The 17,089-nt window shown below is 73.3% G+C and carries 14 protein-coding genes and 1 rRNA gene; 11 read left to right on the plus strand and 4 right to left on the minus strand.

Annotated elements, in window-relative coordinates:
• The 5 genes from rrf to ACFYUY_RS03480 form a co-directional block, all read left to right on the plus strand.
• Positions 1 to 92, plus strand: a 5S ribosomal RNA gene (rrf, locus tag ACFYUY_RS03460); the annotation flags it as partial.
• A 240-nt stretch (positions 93 to 332) separates the two neighbouring features.
• Complete coding sequence (locus ACFYUY_RS03465; RefSeq protein WP_360211661.1) at positions 333 to 2,921, plus strand: sensor histidine kinase KdpD; 2,589 nt, start codon at positions 333 to 335, stop codon at positions 2,919 to 2,921.
• Between the two features lie 115 nt (positions 2,922 to 3,036).
• On the plus strand, positions 3,037 to 3,717 hold the full coding sequence (locus ACFYUY_RS03470) for a response regulator (protein ID WP_350749961.1): 681 nt from the start codon (positions 3,037 to 3,039) through the stop codon (positions 3,715 to 3,717).
• Between the two features lie 65 nt (positions 3,718 to 3,782).
• Positions 3,783 to 4,190 (plus strand): OB-fold nucleic acid binding domain-containing protein, encoded by a 408-nt coding sequence (locus ACFYUY_RS03475; RefSeq protein ID WP_360211659.1) that lies wholly within the window; start codon positions 3,783 to 3,785, stop codon positions 4,188 to 4,190.
• Positions 4,191 to 4,192: 2 nt separating this feature from the next.
• Complete coding sequence (locus ACFYUY_RS03480; protein ID WP_387897534.1) at positions 4,193 to 4,990, plus strand: DUF3159 domain-containing protein; 798 nt, start codon at positions 4,193 to 4,195, stop codon at positions 4,988 to 4,990.
• A 73-nt stretch (positions 4,991 to 5,063) separates the two neighbouring features.
• Here the strand turns inward: ACFYUY_RS03480 and ACFYUY_RS03485 are convergent, their stop codons facing one another.
• Positions 5,064 to 5,735 (minus strand): TrkA family potassium uptake protein, encoded by a 672-nt coding sequence (locus ACFYUY_RS03485; RefSeq protein ID WP_218206906.1) that lies wholly within the window; start codon positions 5,733 to 5,735, stop codon positions 5,064 to 5,066.
• The gene (locus ACFYUY_RS03490) at positions 5,735 to 6,403 is read right to left on the minus strand and encodes a TrkA family potassium uptake protein (RefSeq protein WP_360211655.1); all 669 of its coding nucleotides are present in this window, start codon (positions 6,401 to 6,403) and stop codon (positions 5,735 to 5,737) included. Before ACFYUY_RS03490 ends, ACFYUY_RS03485 begins: the two co-directional genes overlap by 1 nt.
• Positions 6,404 to 6,638: 235 nt before the next feature.
• On the opposite strand from ACFYUY_RS03490, the gene ACFYUY_RS03495 reads away from it, so the two are divergent.
• Positions 6,639 to 8,714, plus strand: a complete 2,076-nt coding sequence (locus tag ACFYUY_RS03495; protein WP_387897538.1) for an APC family permease — start codon at positions 6,639 to 6,641, stop codon at positions 8,712 to 8,714.
• 416 nt (positions 8,715 to 9,130) lie between these two features.
• A complete protein-coding gene (locus ACFYUY_RS03500; protein ID WP_387898637.1) occupies positions 9,131 to 10,477 on the plus strand; it encodes a class I SAM-dependent RNA methyltransferase in 1,347 nt (448 codons plus the stop codon).
• A gap of 96 nt (positions 10,478 to 10,573) precedes the next feature.
• On the opposite strand, the gene ACFYUY_RS03505 is transcribed toward ACFYUY_RS03500, so the two are convergent.
• Positions 10,574 to 10,771 carry a hypothetical protein gene (locus ACFYUY_RS03505; RefSeq protein WP_360211651.1) on the minus strand — a complete coding sequence of 66 codons (198 nt, stop codon included), beginning with the start codon at positions 10,769 to 10,771 and terminating at the stop codon, positions 10,574 to 10,576.
• Positions 10,772 to 11,197: 426 nt separating this feature from the next.
• Here ACFYUY_RS03505 and ACFYUY_RS03510 point away from each other — a divergent pair, with 426 nt between their 5' ends.
• From ACFYUY_RS03510 to ACFYUY_RS03525, 4 genes are all read left to right on the plus strand, one after another.
• Entirely contained in the window at positions 11,198 to 12,157 is a 960-nt protein-coding gene (locus ACFYUY_RS03510) for a LysR family transcriptional regulator (RefSeq protein ID WP_360211649.1), read from the plus strand.
• A gap of 234 nt (positions 12,158 to 12,391) precedes the next feature.
• Positions 12,392 to 15,040 (plus strand): collagenase, encoded by a 2,649-nt coding sequence (locus ACFYUY_RS03515; protein WP_387897541.1) that lies wholly within the window; start codon positions 12,392 to 12,394, stop codon positions 15,038 to 15,040.
• A 241-nt stretch (positions 15,041 to 15,281) separates the two neighbouring features.
• Complete coding sequence (locus ACFYUY_RS03520; protein ID WP_360211645.1) at positions 15,282 to 15,518, plus strand: toxin-antitoxin system HicB family antitoxin; 237 nt, start codon at positions 15,282 to 15,284, stop codon at positions 15,516 to 15,518.
• Positions 15,515 to 15,937 (plus strand): fic family toxin-antitoxin system, toxin component, encoded by a 423-nt coding sequence (locus ACFYUY_RS03525; RefSeq protein ID WP_360211643.1) that lies wholly within the window; start codon positions 15,515 to 15,517, stop codon positions 15,935 to 15,937. The genes ACFYUY_RS03520 and ACFYUY_RS03525 overlap by 4 nt, the downstream gene beginning before the upstream one ends.
• A gap of 157 nt (positions 15,938 to 16,094) precedes the next feature.
• Here ACFYUY_RS03525 and ACFYUY_RS03530 read toward each other — a convergent pair whose 3' ends face one another.
• Positions 16,095 to 16,955 carry a GNAT family N-acetyltransferase gene (locus ACFYUY_RS03530; protein ID WP_387897546.1) on the minus strand — a complete coding sequence of 287 codons (861 nt, stop codon included), beginning with the start codon at positions 16,953 to 16,955 and terminating at the stop codon, positions 16,095 to 16,097.
• Between the last annotated feature and the right edge of the window lie 134 nt (positions 16,956 to 17,089).

Genomic DNA, 17,089 nt, shown 5'->3' on the forward strand with positions numbered 1-17,089 from the left:
CGCCCGGTTACATTCCGAACCCGGAAGCTAAGCCTCACAGCGCCGATGGTACTGCAGGGGGGACCCTGTGGGAGAGTAGGACGCCGCCGAACAATCATTCACGAAGAACCCCCGCCGGATATCCCGGCGGGGGTTCTTCGCGTTTCCGGGACGTCTTCCAGGCACCTGCGCCCGCTCCCCGGCGAGGGGCGGGGCGCCGTCAATATGCCGCTAAAACCGTGTGATCAGTGCACGGATCAGCGGAAATCCGCCGCTCACGCCGTAGTCTCGCAGGGAGGGGAACAGGTGTCCGGGGGTGGCTGCCGGGCAAGTCCGGATCAAGAATGGTGCTCATGGGACGAGGCAGGCTGCGCATCTACCTCGGGGCTGCCCCCGGGGTCGGCAAGACGTACGCCATGCTCGCCGAGGCGCACCGGCGCCGGCAGCGTGGCACGGACGTCGTGGTCGCCTTCGTGGAGGACCACGGCAGGCTGCGGACCGCGGAGCTCGTGGACGGGCTGGAGGTCGTGCCGCGGCGGCAGGTGGCGCACCGCGGGGCCGTGTTCACGGAGATGGACGTGGACGCCGTGCTGGCCCGCCGTCCGCAGGTGGCGCTGGTGGACGAGCTGCCGCACACCAACGTCCCCGGCTGCCGCCACGCGAAGCGCTGGCAGGACGTGGAGGAGCTGCTGGCGGCCGGCATCGACGTGATCTCCACCGTCAACATCCAGCACCTGGAGTCGCTGGGCGACGCCGTCGAGGGCATCACCGGGGTGCGCCAGCGGGAGACCGTGCCGGACGAGGTGGTCCGCCGGGCCGACCAGATCGAGCTGGTCGACATGTCCCCGCAGGCGCTGCGGCGCCGGCTGGCGCACGGCAACGTGTACGCGCCGGAGAAGATCGACGCCGCCCTGGCGAACTACTTCCGTCCCGGGAACCTGACCGCGCTGCGCGAACTGGCGCTGCTGTGGACGGCCGACCGGGTGGACGAGTACCTGCAGAAGTACCGGGCCGAGCAGGGCATCGAGGGGACCTGGCAGGCGCGGGAGCGGATCGTGGTCGGCCTGACCGGCGGTCCGGAGGGTGCGACGCTGATCCGCCGCGCTGCCCGGATCGCGGCGAGGGTCTCCGGGGGCGAGCTGCTCGCGGTCCACATCTCACGTTCGGACGGGCTCTCCGGGTCCGGGTCTCCGCAGGCGCTGATCGAGCAGCGGGCGCTGGTGGAGAGCCTCGGCGGGACGTTCCACGCGGTGCTGGGCGACGATCCGGCCGGCGGGCTGCTGGACTTCGCCCGGGGGGTGAACGCGACCCAGATCGTGCTGGGCACCAGCCGCCGGCCGGCCTGGCAGTACCTCTACGGGCCGGGCGTGGGCACCACGGTGACCCGGGAGGCCGGCGACATCGACGTCCACATGGTCACCCACGAGCACGCCGGGCACGGGCGCGGCCGGGTGCCGGTGCGCCGGATCACCGACCTGGGGCGGTCCCGGACGATCGCGGGCTGGCTGATCGGGCTCGCCGGCCCGCCGGTGCTGGCCCTGGTGCTGAACGCCGTCGGCGGGCTGGGCCTCTCCACCGACATGCTGCTGTTCCTGGCCCTGACGGTGTGCGCGGCGCTGGTCGGCGGGCTGCTGCCGGCGATCGCCTCGGCACTGGTCGGCTCGTCGGTGCTGAACTACTACTTCACGCCGCCGCTGCACACCTTCACGATCAACGAGCCGCAGAACATCATGGCGGTGGCGATATTCACGGTGGTCGGCATCTCGGTCGCCTCGGTGGTGGACCTGGCGGCCCGGCGCACCCACCAGGCGGCCCGCAGCCAGACGGAGGCACAGACGCTCAGCGCCCTGGCCGGGACGGTGCTGCGCGGTGCGCCGAACGGGGACGGCGTGCTGACCGCCCTGATGGAGCAGGTGCGGGAGACCTTCGGGCAGGAGAGCGCGGCGCTGCTGGAGCGCCCGGAGCCGCTCGCCCCCTGGGCGACGGTGGCGGCCGCGGGCCCGCGGCCGCCGGAGCGGCCGGAGGAGGCCGACGTGGACGTCCCCGTCGGGGACAGCCTGGCACTGGTGCTGCGCGGCCGGGTGCTGCCGGGGGCGGACCGGCGCCTGCTGGGCGCCTTCGCGGCGCAGGCCGCCGTGGTGCTGGAGCGTCGCCGGCTGGCGAGGGAGGCCGTCGCCGCGCGCCGGGAGGCGGAGGGCAACCGGATCCGCACCGCCCTGCTGGCCGCCGTCTCGCACGATCTGCGCACCCCGCTGGCCGGCATCAAGGCCTCCGTCAGCTCGCTGCGTTCGGCCGACGTGGAGTGGGACCCGGAGGACGAGGCGGAGCTGTTGGCCGGCATCGAGGCCGGGGCCGACCGGCTCGACCACCTGATCAACAACCTGCTGGACATGAGCCGACTGCAGACCGGTACCGTCACCCCGCTGATCCAGGAGACCGACCTGGACGAGGTGGTGCCGTTCGCGCTCGGCGGGGTGCCGCCGGAGGCCGTGCGCCTGGACGTGCCCGAGACGCTGCCGATGATCCGGGCCGACGGCGGCCTGCTGGAGCGCTCGCTGGCGAACCTGGTCGAGAACGCCGTCAAGTACAGCCCGGACGGTGTGAAGGTCCTGGTCAAGGCCGACGCCCTGCAGCAGCCGGGCGGGCCGGGCCGGGTCGAGCTGCGGATCGTCGACCGCGGCCCTGGCGTGCCCGAGGACGCCAAGGAGCGGATCTTCGCGCCGTTCCAGCGCTACGGGGACGCGCCGCGCGGCGCCGGGGTGGGCCTCGGGCTGGCGGTGGCGCGCGGCTTCGTCGAGGCGATGGACGGCACCGTCACCGCCGAGGACACCCCGGGCGGCGGCCTGACCATGGTCGTCAGCCTGCCCGCCGCCGAGCGCCCGCCGGATCCGGCGGAGGCGGTCGGCGACGGCCGGGATCCGCTCTCGCGGCTGATCACGTGACCGCCGGCGCCGCACCCCGCGGCCCCTGCGTTCCGGTGCCCCCCGGAACCTCCGTAGCGCAGTACCCCAGTACCCCAGTCCCAAGTCCGACAGCCCCGAAAGGCGGAGCCCGCACATGACCCGGGTCCTCGTCGTGGACGACGAACCGCAGATCGTCCGCGCGCTGGTGATCAACCTCAAGGCCCGCAAGTACGAGGTCGACGCGGCCCATGACGGCGCGAGCGCCCTGGAGCTGGCCGCGGCGCGCCATCCGGACGTCGTCGTGCTCGACCTCGGCCTGCCCGACATGGACGGCGTCGAGGTGATCCGCGGTCTGCGCGGCTGGACCAGGGTGCCGATCATCGTGCTGTCGGCCCGGCACGCCTCGGACGAGAAGGTCGAGGCCCTGGACGCCGGCGCCGACGACTACGTCACCAAGCCGTTCGGCATGGACGAGCTGCTGGCCCGGATGCGCGCCGCGGTGCGCCGGGCCGAGCCGGTCGCCGGCGAGGACGACTCCCTGGTGGTCACCGAGAGCTTCACCGTCGACCTCGCGGCGAAGAAGGTCAACCGGGACGGCACCGACGTCCGCCTCACTCCGACCGAGTGGCACCTGCTGGAGGTGCTGGTCCGCAACGCCGGCCGGCTGGTCAGCCAGACCCAGCTGCTGCAGGAGGTGTGGGGCCCGGCCTACCGCACGGAGACCAACTACCTGCGGGTCTACCTCGCGCAGCTGCGCCGGAAGCTGGAGCGCGACCCCTCCCACCCGCGCCACTTCATCACCGAACCGGGCATGGGGTACCGGTTCGAGGGCTGACCACGGGCTCCCCCGGCGGCCGCACGGCCTGCCGCCGGGGGCACGGAAACCGGTACCCTTCCGACATGAGTGGTGACAACAGCAGCGACCAGCCGCAGGGGCGTTTCCGCCGCATGCTCAGCCGGCTGACCTCCTCGGCCGAGGAGCTGCAGGCCGAGGAGCTGCGCCAGGAGAGCGCGGCGGAATCGGGCTGCACGCCGATCGCCGGGTGCTCGGACCGCGAGCTGGTCACCGTGGCGGGCACGCTGCGCACGGTGACCCTGCGCCCGCGGGCGGGGGTGCCGGCCCTGGAGGCCGAACTCTTCGACGGCACCGAGGCGCTGGACGTGGTCTGGCTCGGCCGCCGCTCGATCGCGGGCATAGAGCCGGGCCGCCGGCTGGTCGCCAGTGGCCGGATCAGTCACGCACGCGGGCGCCGCGTGCTGTTCAACCCCCGCTACGAGCTGCGTCCGGTCGGACACGGGAGCGAATGAGCGTGAGCAACCAGCCCGGCGGCGAGTCCGCCGCCCAGCTCGACCTGGCCGCCGCCCACCACGCGTCGACCGCGCCGCACGGCGTGGACGAGGCGGGTGCGGCCGTCCGCGAGGCCGTCGTGCTCAGCGAGGCCGAGGAGGCGGCCCGCAAGGCCGCCGCCTCCAAGGAGGCCGCCGACACCGTCCTGCAGGCCTTCGGCGGCGTGCGCGGCATGATCGACATGACGCTGCCCGGCCTGGTCTTCATCGTCACGTACAACATCACCCACCAGGTCAGCTCCGCCGCCTGGGCGGCGCTGGCCCTGTGCGCGGTGTTCGTGGTGACCAGGCTGGCCCGGCGGGAGACCGTCCAGCACGCCTTCAGCGGGGTGTTCGGCGTCGCCCTGGGCGCCTGGATCGCGATGAAGAGCGGCCGCGCCGAGGACTTCTACCTGCCCGGCCTGCTGTGGAACGTCGCCTACTGCATCGCCCTGGCGGTCTCCGCCCTGGTGCGCTGGCCGATGATCGGCGTGATGCTCGGCCCGGTCACCGGCGAGATGTTCACCTGGCGCAAGGAGAACCCGGGCCGCTTCGCCGCCTACACCAAGGCGACCTGGGCCTGGGTGGTGATCATGGGACTCAAGCCGGTGGTCCTGTTCCCGCTGTACTTCACCCACAACGTCAACCTGCTCGGCTGGCTGAAGGTCGCCCTCGGCATCCCGCCGATGCTGCTGGCGATGTACGTCACCTGGCAGATCCTGCTGAAGGCGCCGCCGCCGATCAAGGCGCAGCTGGACGACGAGGAGGAGCCGGCCGGCTAGCCGGCGACGGACGGACCGAGGGCGAGGGCCCGCACCCACCGGGGTGCGGGCCCTCGCCCTCGTCGTGGTGGCCCTACTGGGCGCCGGAGGTCGCCGAGAGCAGGTCCTCGAGCTCCTCCTCGCGCTCCTGCGCGGCCACGAAGAGCAGCTCGTCGCCGCCCTCCAGGGTGTCGTCCTTGCCCGGCACCAGCACCCGGCCCTCGCGGATGATCGTCACCAGGGCGGTGTCCTGCGGCCAGGCCACGTCGCCCACCCGGGTGCCGACCAGCTCGGTGTCGGCCGCCAGGGTCAGCTCGACCAGGTTGGCGTTGCCCTGGCTGAAGCGCATCAGGCGGACCAGGTCGCCGACGCTGACCGCCTCCTCGACCAGGGCGGACATCAGGCGCGGGGTGGACACGGCGACGTCCACGCCCCAGGACTCGTTGAAGAGCCACTCGTTCTTCGGGTTGTTCACCCGGGCGACGACCCGCGGCACCGCGTACTCGGTCTTGGCGAGCAGCGAGACGACCAGGTTCACCTTGTCGTCGCCGGTCGCGGCGATCACCACGTGGCAGCGCTGCAGGGCGGCCTCGTCCAGCGAGGTGATCTCGCAGGCGTCGGCCAGCAGCCACTCGGCCATCGGCACCCGCTCCACCGAGATGGAGTTGGGGTTCTTGTCTATCAGCAGGACCTCGTGGCCGTTCTCCAGCAGCTCGCCCGCGATCGAGCGGCCCACGGCACCGGCCCCGGCAATGGCGACCCGCATCAGTGACCCTCCTCCTTCGGCCCCTGCGCGAACGCGGCCTCGACCGCCGTCAGGTCGCCCCGGCGCAGCATCACGTGCACCAGGTCGCCTTCCTGCACCACCATCTGGGGCGTGGGCAGCACGCCCTCGCCGAGCCGGGTGACGAACGCCACCCGGGCGCCGGAGGCCTCCTCCATGAGGCCGATGCGCCGGCCCACCCACGCCGGGTCGTACGCGACCTCGGCCAGCTGGACGCCACCGCTCGGGTCCTGCCACAGCGGCTCGGAGCCGCTCGGCAGCAGCCGGCGCAGCATCTGGTCGGCGGTCCAGCGGACCGTCGCCACGGTCGGGATGCCCAGCCGCTGGTAGACCTCGGCACGGCGGGGGTCGTAGATCCGGGCCGCGACGTTCTCGACGCCGAAGTTCTCCCGGGCCACCCGGGCCGCGATGATGTTGGAGTTGTCGCCGCTGGAGACCGCGGCGAACGCGCCGGCCTCCTCGATGCCCGCCTCGCGCAGGGTGTCCTGGTCGAAGCCGACGCCGGTCACCCGGCGCCCGTTGAAGCCGGCGCCCAGCCGACGGAACGCGGTCGGGTCCTGGTCGACGACGGCCACCGAGTGGCCCTGTTTCTCCAGAGCTCTCGCGAGGGCCGAGCCCACGCGGCCGCAGCCCATGATGACGATGTGCACCGGCGCTACCTCACCCGTCCCGTAGGGTTCTTGACCTGCGCAAACACCGTTCATCTCCCTTTCCCGCCCGGCATCCCGGGACGAGCGTTCTCGTGGGGCGCCGACCCCGCAACGCATGTGTTGCCCGTCGGCTCGTATCCGACACGCTAGCCGGTCCGTAGTACGCAGTCGCGACGAAGGGGGGGACAAACGGCGGAGCATTGCTCGGGAGCCCCTACGATTCCTTAACGTGCCTATGCCGACTGACCTACCGAAACGCATCCTGATCGGGCGCGCCCTGCGCAGCGACAAGCTGGGCGAAACGCTTCTCCCCAAGCGGATCGCGCTGCCCGTCTTCGCCTCGGACGCGCTCTCCTCGGTCGCGTACGCCCCCGAGGAAATCCTGCTCACGCTGTCCGTGGCGGGCGCCTCGGCGATCCACTTCTCGTGGCAGATCGGCCTCGTCGTCGCCATCGTGATGCTCGCCGTGGTCGCCTCCTACCGGCAGAACGTCCACGCCTATCCGAGTGGCGGCGGCGACTACGAGGTCGCCACCGTGAACCACGGGCCCAACTCCGGCCTCGTCGTCGCGAGCGCCCTGATGGTCGACTACGTGCTCACCGTGGCCGTTTCCACCACCTCGGGCGTCGCCAACGTCGTCTCCGCCGTGCCCTCACTGCGCGGCCACGAGCTGACCCTGTCGGTCGTCGTGGTCGTGATCCTGATGGGCATGAACCTGCGCGGTGTGCGCGAGTCCGGCTCCGCCTTCGCCGTCCCGACCTACGCCTTCATGGTCGGCGTGATCGGCATGGTCGGCTACGGGGTCTTCCGGCACTTCGTGCTGGGCCAGGACATGCCCGCCGAGAGCTCCGGCTTCCACCTCGCCGCGACCCCGGGCAACGACTCGCTGGCCGGCTTCGCGATGGTGTTCCTGCTGCTCAAGTCGTTCTCCTCCGGCTGTGCCGCGCTCACCGGCGTGGAGGCGATCTCCAACGGCGTCCCGGCCTTCCGCAAGCCGAAGAGCAAGAACGCCGCCACCACGCTGCTGATGATGGCCAGCATCGCCGTCGTGATGTTCATGGGCATCATCTGGCTGGCCCGCCTCACCGGCGTCCAGATGGCCGAGAACCCGGCCGAGCAGCTCGTCGGCTCCTCGGCCGACTACCACCAGAAGACCGCGCTCGCCCAGATCAGCGAAGCCGTCTTCAACAACTTCACGCCCGGCTTCTACTTCGTCGCCGCCGTCACCGGCCTGATCCTGGTGCTCGCCGCCAACACGGCCTTCAACGGCTTCCCGGTGCTCGGCTCGATCCTCGCCCAGGACCGCTACCTGCCGCGCCAGCTGCACACCCGAGGTGACCGGCTGGCCTTCTCCAACGGCATCATCCTGCTGGCGATCGCCGCGATCCTGTTCGTCATCGCCTTCAACGCCGAACCGAACCGGCTGATCCAGCTGTACATCGTCGGCGTCTTCGTGTCCTTCAACATGAGCCAGTCCGGCATGATCCGGCACTGGACCAGGCTGCTGCGCACCGAGACCGACCCGGCCAAGCGCCGCCACATGCAGCGCAGCCGGGCGATCAACACCTTCGGCCTGGTGATGACCATGGCCGTGCTCATCGTCGTCCTGGTGACCAAGATCAGCCACGCCTGGATCGCGATCGCGGCGATGGTCGTCCTGTTCGTGATGATGAAGGGCATCCGCCGCCACTACGACCGGGTCTCCCACGAGCTCACCGCCGCGGAGGAGCCCGACGACGTGGTGCTGCCCACCCGGGTGCACGCCATCGTGCTGGTCTCCAAGCTGCACAAGCCGGCGCTGCGCGCCCTGGCCTACGCCCGGCTCGCCCGTGCGCACACCCTGGAGGCCGTCTCGGTCAACGTCGACCCGGAGGACACCGCGGCGCTGCGCCGGGAGTGGGACGAGCGCGGCATCGAGGTGCCGCTCAAGGTGCTGGACTCGCCGTTCCGCGAGATCACCGGTCCGGTCCTGGACTACGTCAAGAACCTGCGCCGCAGCAGCCCGCGCGACGTGGTGTCGGTCTACATCCCCGAGTACGTCGTCGGCCACTGGTACGAGCACCTGCTGCACAACCAGAGCGCGCTTCGGCTCAAGGGGCGCCTGCTGTTCAAGCCCGGCGTGATGGTCACCTCGGTGCCGTGGCAGCTGGAGTCCTCCGAGCGGCGCAAGCCGCAGAAGGCCTGGTCCGCGCCGGGTGCCGTCCGCCGTGGCGAGCCGCGGGCGCCGAAGGCCGTACAGTCGAAGGATTCCGTCGCCACCGGTCCGAGCACCGGGGCCCCCTCCGACCGCAGCAAGGACTCCTCCCAGTGACCCGCAACAATCCGCCCCGTTCCTCCGGCGGCTCCGGCAAGGGCGCCCGTCGGGGCGGCACCCAGCCCGGGCAGGCAGCCCGGCCGCGCTGGGGCAAGCCGTCCCGTCCGGAGGCCACCGACCGCGACGGGTACACCGCGCGCACCGCGCCGCTCGCCCCGGGCGAGCGGACGCAGGAGCCGTCGACGGGCCGTGGCGGCTCCGCTGCGGCCCCGGCCGCGGCGGGCAAGGGCTCCCCGGCGGCCGGCAAGGGCGCCTCGCCGCAGGGCGGGGGCCGGACGGCCGCGGGCAGGGACGCTGCAGGTAAGGCCTCTGCGGGCAAGGCCTCCGCGGGAAAGGACGCGGCGGGCCGGTCGGCCGGCAAGGGCGGGTCGGGCAAGGCTCCGCGCAAGCAGGCCGTGCGGCCGCCGAAGGCGCTGCGCACCACCGCCCGGGCGGCCCGGCCCGAGACGCCGTCCGGTGACCCGCTCGTCGGGCAGCGCTACGAGGTCGAGGTCGGCCCGGTCGCGCACGGCGGCGGTCACTGCGTGGCCCGGCACGAGGGCCGGGTGCTGTTCGTCCGGCACGCGCTGCCGGGCGAGAAGGTGGTCGCGCTGGTCACCGAGGGCACCACGACGTCCCGGTTCCTGCGCGCCGACGCCGTCGAGGTCCTGGAGCCCGCCAAGGAGCGGATCGCTCCGCCGTGCCCGTTCTCCGGGCCCGGCAAGTGCGGCGGCTGCGACTGGCAGCACGTCACCCCCGGCGGGCAGCGCAAGCTCAAGGGCCAGGTGCTCACCGAGCAGCTGGCCAAGCTGGCCGGGCTCACCCCGGCCGAGGCGGGCTGGGACGGCAGCGTCGAGCCGGTCGGCGGCAAGCTCCCGGCCGGGCAGGTGCCGGCCTGGCGCACCCGGGTGCAGTACGCGGTGGACGCGGAGACCGGCAAGGTCGGCCTGCGCAAGCACCGCTCGCACGAGGTGCAGCCGGTGGACCGCTGCCTGATCGCCGCCGAGGGCGTGACCGAGCTGGGCGTCGAGGGCCGGGACTGGCCGGGCGTCGCCTCGGTCGAGGTGTTCGCCGCGACCGGCTCCTCGGACCGCCAGGTCGTGCTGACCCCGCGCCCCGGCGCCCAGCTGCCGCTGGTCGAGCTGGACAAGCCGGTCTCGATCGCCCGGGTGGACGAGCAGGGCGACGTGCACCGCGTGCACGGGCGCTCCTTCGTCCGCGAGCGGGCGGCCGGGCGGACCTGGCGGGTCAGCAACGGCGGCTTCTGGCAGATCCACCCCGAGGCGCCGGACACCCTGGTCGACGCCGTCCTGGACGGCCTGGACCCGCAGTGGGGCGAGAACGCGCTCGACCTGTACTGCGGTGTGGGCCTGTTCGCGGGCGCGCTGGCCGACCGGGTCGGCGAGGAGGGCGCGGTGCTCGGCATCGAGTCCGCCAAGCAGGCCGTGGTCGACGCCCGGCACAACCTGGCCGCGCTGGACAACGTCCAGATCGAGTGCGACCGGGTGGAGACGCTGCTGCCGCGCACCGGCATCACCGCCACCGACCTGATCGTCCTGGACCCGCCGCGCTCCGGCGCCGGGCGGGAGACCGTCGCGCACCTGGTCGGCCTGGAGGCGCGCCGCATCGCGTACGTCGCCTGCGACCCCGCGGCGCTCGCCCGGGACCTGGCGTTCTTCCGCGAGGGCGGCTACCGGCCGGTGTCCCTGCGGGCCTTCGACCTGTTCCCGATGACGCACCACTTCGAGTGCGTCGCGATCCTGGAGCCGGCCGGGCAGTGACCCGCGGTCGGCGCGGTCCGACATGACGACGAGGCGGTGCCCGGGGTCCTCCGGGTGCCGCCTCCGTCCTTGTCGGGTGCCCTGCGCGGGATGCCGTCAGGGTTCGTTGCGTTCCTCCTCGTCGGCGCTGTGCGGGAGGTCGATCCCGTGCTGGGCGGCGAGCCGGAGCAGTCCGGCGATCCGGCCCTCGTAAGCGTCGACGCCGTCGGCGTCCTCTTCGGCCCGGGCCGCCGCGAGGTCCCGGCGGGCCTGGGCGAGCTGCTCGCGCAGCTCCTGGTCGAACATCGCTGTCATTGCCGGCCTCCACACCGGTCGGTGCCGCTCCGCGGAAAGCTCAGGAGAGTTCAGAGTCCCGGAAGATGAAGGACTCTTCAAGTCTCACTCGTCCTGGTGGGGGGCGTCGGGCGGTGCGGGGGCCGGGGTCGGGGCGGGGGCCGGGGTCGGGGCGGGGGTCCGTGACGGCGCGCCGTCGGCGGGGTGCCGGGGGACGTGACCGGGCGGGCGCCGGCCGGCGGCGGGTCGGAGGCCGACCGGGGCCCGCCCGGGGCCGGTCAGGGGCCGGTCAGGGGGACGCAATGCGCGGGTAAAGGCGACTGCCGGTGCGGCCGTCCGGGCCACGGCAGGGGCTTGACGTGGCGATTCGCGCGGGGCGAAGGTGAGCGGCCGACATGTCATGTGTGCTGTTGCACTGCCGTCCGCCGGGGCGCGAGGGGGAGGGTCATGGAGCTGGAACTGCGGCACCTGCGCGTGCTGTGCGCCATCGCCGACACCGGGAGCGTCGGCCGGGCCGCCGTCCTGCTCGGTGCCTCGCAGCCGGCCACCAGTACGCAGCTGCGCCGGATCGAGCGCCACCTGGGCGCCCCGCTGTTCGAGCGCACGGCCGCCGGCGTGGCACCGACCTGCTTCGGCGTCGAGGTGGTCGCCGCCGCGCGCGACCTGCTCACCCGCGCCGACTGCCTGGGCCGCCGCCCGACGGCCCCCGACGGGCCGGTCCGCCAGGAGCTGCGGCTGGCCGCGACGATCTCGCCGATCCTGCCCGGGCTGGTCACCCGGGCCCGGCACCAGCGGCCCGAGCAGCGCTTCACGCTGAGCTCCGTCTACCGCTCCTCCGACATCGTCGAGCTGCTGGAGCAGGGCGACGCCGAGGCCGCCGTCGCCGTCGACTACCCCGGCCGGGAGCTGCGGCACTCGCCGGCCGTCGCGCACCGCGGCATCGTCACCGAGCCGGCCTTCGTGGTGCTCCCGGCCGGCCACCGGCTGCGGCACCGCACCGAGATCGCGCTGGTGGACCTGGCCGAGGAGGACTGGTTCCTCACCCCCGACGACGGGGCCGGCTGGCACGCCGTCTTCTACGGCGCCTGCGCCGCGGCGGGCTTCACCCCGGTGACCGTGCACGAGTTCCTCGGCGGTCGGCTGGAGCTGCAGGAGATGATCGCCGCCGGGCTCGGCATCTCCGTCGTCCAGGCGACCACCCGCCCGCTGGCGGAGGTGCTGGTGAAGCCGCTCGCGGGGACCCCGATCTGGGTCCGCCACCTGCTGGCCTGGCGGGCCGCGGGGGTGAGCGGGGAGGTGGTGGAGACGCTGTTCGGTGCGGCGGCCGCGGCCTACCGGGACCTGATCTCCGGTTCGCCGACCTTCCAGGCCTGGGCGGCGCGGACGTACCGGCCGGTCCGGCCGTAGGCCGTCGCGGGCCCGGCGGGGCGTGCGGGTCGGTTCCGCGGGCGGTCCGGGCGGCGGGTCCTCGTTCCGGCGTCCCCCCGAACGCCCCTGGTGGGGCGGTGTTATGCCGGACGCGCCTCATGTCATATGACCTGTGACATTGTTCTGACGCGGCGCCCGATGGCAGGATCACGTCGACTTCCCCCATGCCTCGGCAGTAGTCCAGTCACCGCCCCCACGGAGAAGGACCCCAGAGTGCGCCTTCGCATACCCCTGCCCACGCTCATGGCCGGCGTCGTCGCCGGCTGTGCCACCGCCGCGACCCTGCTGCCGGTCCCCGCGCTCGCCGCGCCCGGGCCCTCGGCCCGGCCGTCCACCGCCGCACCGGCGGCGGGCATCGGCGCCGCCACCGGCGCCGCCACCGCCGTTCCCCAACCGCTGGGCGCCTTCCTCACGGCCGACCCCGCCGAGTCCGTGGCGCCCGCCGTGGCGCCCGCCGCCGCACCGCTGCCGCCCGCGCTGCTCGGCCAGGCCGTGCTGGGCCAGCCGGCCGGCACCACCGTGCAGACCGCGCCCGCCCCGGGCCGCCCGCAGGCACCCGCGGCCGCCGCCCGCCACGCGAGCGGGGAGGCCGGCGCGTTGAAGGCGGCCGCCGCCGGCGCGGGAACGGCCGCTGCCGCGCAGACCTGCACCCCGGCCGACTTCGGCAGCCGCAGCGGCTCCGACCTGGTCTCCTTCCTCGAGAGCTCGACCACGGACTGCGTCAACACGCTGTTCAACGTCACCGGCGCCGACGCGGGCCGGATCTTCAAGGAACCGCAGATGCTCACCGTGGCCAAGGCCTACCAGGGCCTGGCGGCGACCTACGCCGGGAACAACTCCGCCGGCATCCTCCAGCTCGTGCTCTTCCTGCGGGCCGGCTACTACGTGCAGTCCAACAACGCGGGCGCGGTCGGGCCCTACGACGCCGCGCTCACCGCCGCCAGCAAGGCCGGACTCGACGCCTTCTTCGCGGGGCGGCACTGGACGGACGTCACCGACGACAACGGCGCGGTGCTCGCCGAGGTGCTGGTCCTCACCGACAGCGCCAACCTGCAGGGCTCCTACCTGGGCGTCTACAAGCAGGTGCTGAACGGCTACGACGCCTCGTACAACGCCTTCCCGAAGATGCTCAAGGCCGTCAACTCCGTGCTGTCCGCGCCACTGTGGCGGGGCAACTGGAACACCGACTTCGTCCGGGCCGTCAGCGCCGACCCGAGCATCGGCACCGCCCTGGGCTCCTTCGCGATCAACCACAAGGACCTGCTGGGCACCGCCAACGCCTACCTCGACGTCAACGCCGGCAACGACCTCGGCCGGATGGCCGGCGACGGCCCCGCCGTCGAGGCCGCCGTCAAGGGCCAGGTCAAGGCGGTGCTCGACGCCTCCCGGATCACCGGCCCCACCGGCCCGCTGTACGTCCACACCGCCTACCAGGCCAACGCCTTCGACCCCGGCCAGTGCTCCTACTACGGCACCTGTGACCTGCCGGCGAAGCTCACCGCGGCCGTGCTGCCCGCCCAACTGGTCTGCGACAACCGCACCATCCAGACCGAGGCGCTGTCGCCCGCCGACCTGGCCGCCGTCTGCGCCAGCCTGCGCGGTGAGGACACCTTCTTCCACAACCTGGTGAAGGACGGCGGGCCGGTCAACCCGTACGGCAAGGACCTCACCCTCGCGGTCTTCGCCAACCAGGCCGACTACCTGACCTACTCCTGGGCGATCTTCGGCAACTCCACCAACAACGGCGGCCAGACCGTCATGGACCCGACCGACCCGAACAACCGGGCCGTGTGCGTGATGTACCAGAAGTCGTGGAACGACGGCTTCACCGCCAACGTGTGGAACCTCAACCACGAGTACACGCACTACCTCGACGGCATCTACGACATGAAGGGCAACTTCTCCACGGAGATCTCCGTGCCCGACATCTGGTGGATCGAGGGCGTCGCCGAGTACGAGTCCTACGCCTACCGCGGCACCACCGACACCCAGGCGATGGCCGAGGCCGCCAAGCACACCTACAAGCTCAGCACCGTCTTCCAGAACACCTACGACAACTCGGACACGGTGCGCACCTACCCGTGGGGCTACCTCGCCGTCCGCTACATGGTCGAGAAGCACCCGGCGGACGTCCAGGCCATGCTCGGCCGCTTCCGCACCGGCGACTACCCCGGCGGCTACGCCGTCTACAACGGGATCGGCACCGGCTACGACGCCGACTTCGACGCCTGGCTCGACGCCTGCGCCGGCGGCGCCTGCTACGCGGCCGGCCCGACCGCGCTCTTCGACCAGAGCGTCAGCGGACCCACCGTCACGCTGACCGACCGGTCCGTGCAGACCGGCCCCGGCCGGATCACCGGCTGGCACTGGACCTTCGGCGACGGCACCTCGTCCGACCAGCGGAACCCGTCGCACGGCTACGCCGCCGCGGGCACCTACACCGTCGCGCTGACCGTCACCGACGACACCGGCCGGACCGCCAGCACCCCGGCCTCCGTCACCGTCACCACCGGGACCGGCACCACCACCCCGCCGGCCTGCACCGACCAGCGCACCGACGCGCTCGGCCAGAACTGCTCGCGCGCCGGCCGCACCGCCACCGCCGGCAACCTCGACTACCTGTACGTCTACCTGCCGGCCGGCACCAGCACGCTGAAGGTCACCACCTCCGGCGGCACCGGCACCGCGTACCTGTACTACAACGCGGACACCTGGGCCTCGCCGAACGCCTTCACCGCCTCCTCGACCAACCCGGGCACCGCGCAGAGCATCACGGTGACCAACCCGACCGCGGGCTACCGCTACGTGAGCCTGTACGCCGCCACCGACTTCAGTGGGGTGACGGTCAGCACCCAGTTCTGATCCGGGCCCGGTTCTGATCCGGTTCCGGTTCCGGCTCCGGGTTCGACTCCGGTTCCGACTCCGGGCGGCCACGGCCGCGGCTCCTCGCCGCGGGCGTGGCCGTCGCGCGTTCAGGGGGTGCTCGGGCGGCCGGGGTCTCGGGGCCTACGGGGGTGCGGGGGTGCGGGGGGCTCGTTCGGGGCGTGCGGCGTCGGTGCGCGCGCCCTTGTTGTGCTAGCACTTCAGCGCTAGCTTGGGATTCATGGGTAAGAAGCAGCTGAACGTCCGGGTGGACGCCACGACCGCCGAGATGGCCCGGGAACGGGCGGAGCAGCAGGGGATCAGCATGAACCAGTACATCGAGCGCCTGGTCCAGCAGGACATGGGCGAGGCGGGGCGGGCCTTCGTCGACGCGGCGGCCCAGTTCATGAAGGAGTACGAGACGGCCTTCCTCGCCGAGTTCGGGGAGCCGGGCGACCTGCAGGACGTGCGCCGTTGAAACTGGAGGTCGACCTCTCGTGGCTGCTCATGACCGCCGAGCAGTACACCCCCGGTGACCCGCAGGTCACCGACTACGGATCACTGCTCGCGGCCGTCACCCGGCACCAGGCGGAGATCTTCGACATCGACGTCTACCCCGAACCGCAGGACCGCGCCGCCGCCCTGATGCACCAGCTGATCCGGGTGCCGGCCCTGGAGAAGACCAACGAACTCTTCGCGACGGCCGTCGCCTACGCCTACCTGGTCGCCAGCGGCTGCACCGTCGCCACCACCGCGCGCGAGGTGCGCAGCCTCGCCCGGGCCATCCGGGAGGGCCGGCTCGGGGTGTCGGGCGTCGCCGAGCGGCTGTCGGCGTGGGTGGTGGACGAGGCCGAGGGGGAGGGTGTCAGCGGGGCGGAGGACGAGGACGACGACTGACGGCCGTCCCCGTCGCCGTCCCCGCCCCGCCCCGTCCTTCCGCCGCCGCTTCGGTCCCCGTCCCGGTCGCCCCGCGCCCGGGGCGGTACCGCCCCGCCAGCCGTCCGACCGGCCCGTGCGGCCCGATCGACCTCTGCGGCCGCCGGGGCCGGGGAGGTCAGGATCCGGACCGCTCCGGGGCCGGTTCGGCGATCAGGGCCGTCGCGAACGGGCGGAACCCCGCCCGGCGGTAGATCCGGGCGACGTCCTCGTCGGCCGCGGACAGGAACACCGTCCGCACGCCGTTCGCCCGCGCGTGCGCGACCAGGGCGGCCGTCACCGCCAGGCCCAGCCCGCGCCGCCGCGCCGACGGCAGCGTTCCCACCCCGGCCACCTCGGTGACCGCGCCGACCGGATTGTGCTGGCCCGCGCAGAGCGCCGCACCGTCCGCCAGCGCGGCGGCCAGCACGGTGGTGCCGGCGGTGATCCGACCCGCGATCCGCTCCACCGAGCCCTCCGCGACCATCCGCCCGACGGCTTCCGCCAGCTCCGCCGCACCGGCGGTGCCCACCCCGGTGCCCGGGTCGCCGAACGCCAGGTGCGGGACGGTGACGGCGGACGCCAGCTCCGGCGCGTCCGCGGCCAGGACCCGCACCCGCGTCCCCTCCGGCAGCCCGGGCAGCGGGGCCGGCTCGTCCCCGGGGCCCAGCACCAGCAGCGGGTGCTCGTGCACCACCAGCCCGGCGGCCTCCACCGCGGCGCGCAGCGCGGGGTCGTGCTCGGCCACCCACTCGAACGCCTCCGGCAGCCCCAGCTCGCGCTGACGCCCCAGTACCCGCCGGACGTCCGCGGCGGTGGCGGCCGGGCCCCGGTGGCCGAGCGTGGGGCGGGCGTAGTACGGCCAGCCCGCGCCCTCGCGGACGAACAGGGTCAGCGGGCCGAAGTCCTCGGCCCGTGCGGCGCTGCGCGGCACGGCGTCGTAGTAGCGCTCGATCGCGTCGAGCAGGGAACGGTCGGGATCATGATCGGCAGAAGTCACGGCGTGCATCCAAGCAGGGGGCCCGCCGGGGCCGCCACCGCTTTGTCCCCGGAGCCCGCCGCCGTCCGCACGCGTCTCCCGGACCGGCACCCGCCGCCCGGCACCGGGCCGGGAGCCCGATTGTTGCCGAACGC

The organism is Kitasatospora sp. NPDC004745 (assembly GCF_042873275.1).
GTDB lineage: Bacteria > Actinomycetota > Actinomycetes > Streptomycetales > Streptomycetaceae > Kitasatospora.

Coding starts and splice junctions, on each gene's coding strand:
- ACFYUY_RS03465 (WP_360211661.1), top strand. CDS start 333: ATGGGACGAGGCAGGCTGCGCATCTACCTCGGGGCTGCCCCCGGGGTC.
- ACFYUY_RS03470 (WP_350749961.1), top strand. CDS start 3,037: ATGACCCGGGTCCTCGTCGTGGACGACGAACCGCAGATCGTCCGCGCG.
- ACFYUY_RS03475 (WP_360211659.1), top strand. CDS start 3,783: ATGAGTGGTGACAACAGCAGCGACCAGCCGCAGGGGCGTTTCCGCCGC.
- ACFYUY_RS03485 (WP_218206906.1), bottom strand. CDS start 5,735: ATGCGGGTCGCCATTGCCGGGGCCGGTGCCGTGGGCCGCTCGATCGCG.
- ACFYUY_RS03495 (WP_387897538.1), top strand. CDS start 6,639: ATGCCGACTGACCTACCGAAACGCATCCTGATCGGGCGCGCCCTGCGC.
- ACFYUY_RS03505 (WP_360211651.1), bottom strand. CDS start 10,771: ATGACAGCGATGTTCGACCAGGAGCTGCGCGAGCAGCTCGCCCAGGCC.
- ACFYUY_RS03510 (WP_360211649.1), top strand. CDS start 11,198: ATGGAGCTGGAACTGCGGCACCTGCGCGTGCTGTGCGCCATCGCCGAC.
- ACFYUY_RS03520 (WP_360211645.1), top strand. CDS start 15,282: ATGGGTAAGAAGCAGCTGAACGTCCGGGTGGACGCCACGACCGCCGAG.